Annotated in this window: 1 protein-coding gene and 1 pseudogene; one reads left to right on the top strand and one right to left on the bottom strand. The window is 69.8% G+C overall.

Translation table 11 applies throughout. The features are described from left to right. Nucleotides 1-606 (top strand): annotated as a pseudogene (locus ACF088_RS41195) (VWA domain-containing protein); the annotation flags it as partial. A gap of 36 nt (nucleotides 607-642) precedes the next feature. Here ACF088_RS41195 and ACF088_RS41190 read toward each other — a convergent pair. Next, nucleotides 643-1,209 carry an acyl-CoA thioesterase gene (locus ACF088_RS41190; RefSeq protein WP_087808991.1) on the bottom strand — a complete coding sequence of 189 codons (567 nt, stop codon included), beginning with the start codon at nucleotides 1,207-1,209 and terminating at the stop codon, nucleotides 643-645. Nucleotides 1,210-1,448 lie beyond the last annotated feature (239 nt).

Raw genomic sequence — 1,448 nt, 5'->3', positions numbered from 1 at the left:
ATCGAGACCCAGGCGGACAACTGGACGCTGGCCGTGCTCGTGCCGGACCAGATGGGCAAGCGCGAGGCCATGCAGTACGGCTTCCCCAAGGACAACATCGCCATCTGGGACGCCACCAGCACCCAGGGCCTGGAGGAGGCCGGACAGGTCATCCAGGAGGCCACCGAGAAGTTCATGGTGGGCCGCACCAAGGGCATCCGCGGGTCGCGGGCCGTGTTCTCCACCGGCGCGGACGCCGTCAACAAGGAGACGATCAAGGCGGCCGGCCTCACCCCGGTGGAGGCGTCGGCGTACGCGCTGATCGACGTGACCCGCGACGTGCCGATCCGGGACTGGGTCGTCGAGCGCGGGCACACCTACCGCACCGGCGGTGCGTTCTACCAGCTGAGCAAGTCGGAGAAGGTCCAGCCGAAGAAGCAGATATCGGTGCTGGAGAAGAAGACGGACCGGGTGTACACGGGGCCCGAGGCCCGCGCCCTGCTCGGCCTGCCGGACGTCGAGGTCCGCATCAGGCCCGACCACAACGACGACTTCACGATCTTCGTGCAGAGCACGAGCGTGAACCGGAAGCTCGTGGCGAACACCCGGCTCCTGCTCATGCTCTGACCTCGCCGGCGCCCAGGTCGGCGCCGCGGCCGGGGGTCAGTCCTGGTACCCCTCCGCCACCCGCCGCTCGCGCAGTTCCATGATCGCGCGGCGGCGGGCCAGGCGGTGGGTGCGGCGGATCTGGGCCTCCTGGTAGCGCCGCTTGTCCTTCTCGGTCTCGGGGAGGACCGGCGGCACCGTGCGCGGCTTGCCGTCGGCGTCCACGGCGGCGAAGACCAGATAGGCCGAGCCGACCTGGGTGGCCGGGGCGGACTCGTTCCAGCGCTCGGCCATCACCCGGACACCCACCTCCATGGAGCTGCGGCCGGTCCAGTTGACCTGTGCCTTCACATGGACGAGGTCGCCGACGCGGACCGGTTCGAGGAACGCCATCTCGTCCATGGACGCGGTGACGGCGGGCCCGCCGGAGTGCCGTCCGGCCACGGCGCCCGCCGCGTCGTCGACGAGCTTCATGATCACACCGCCGTGCACCGTGCCCAGAAGGTTGGTGTCGCTGTGGGTCATGATGTGGCTGAGCGTGGTGCGGGAGGCCGAGGTCGGCTTGCCCGGGATCTCCGGGGGCGCCGACGGCGCGGCCGAGGCCTGTTCTGCCTGGTCTGTCATGCCCTCCACCTTATGCCGGGGCTACACCGACGTGGTTTTGTGTCGGGTTCGCAACAGCACTGCCCTGATTTTCCGACGAACCTTGTAACCCCCGCAGTGCGGGCCTGCACACTGGTGCGCATGAATGATTGGCCCGAGGGATGGTCCGGTGACAACCGCGGCAGCGGATACGGACGCGGCAGCGCGAGCGCACGGCCGGAGAGCGCCCGCGTGATGCGCCAGGTCCGCCGCGGCGCGAC

It is taken from the genome of Streptomyces sp. NPDC015125, from assembly GCF_043080045.1.
In the GTDB taxonomy this organism is placed as follows: domain Bacteria; phylum Actinomycetota; class Actinomycetes; order Streptomycetales; family Streptomycetaceae; genus Streptomyces.
This window is presented reverse-complemented; position numbering and strand designations above follow the sequence as displayed.

Excerpts from the sequence above, each read along its gene's own strand:
- ACF088_RS41190 (WP_087808991.1), bottom strand. The coding sequence starts at position 1,209 with ATGACAGACCAGGCAGAACAGGCCTCGGCCGCGCCGTCGGCGCCCCCG.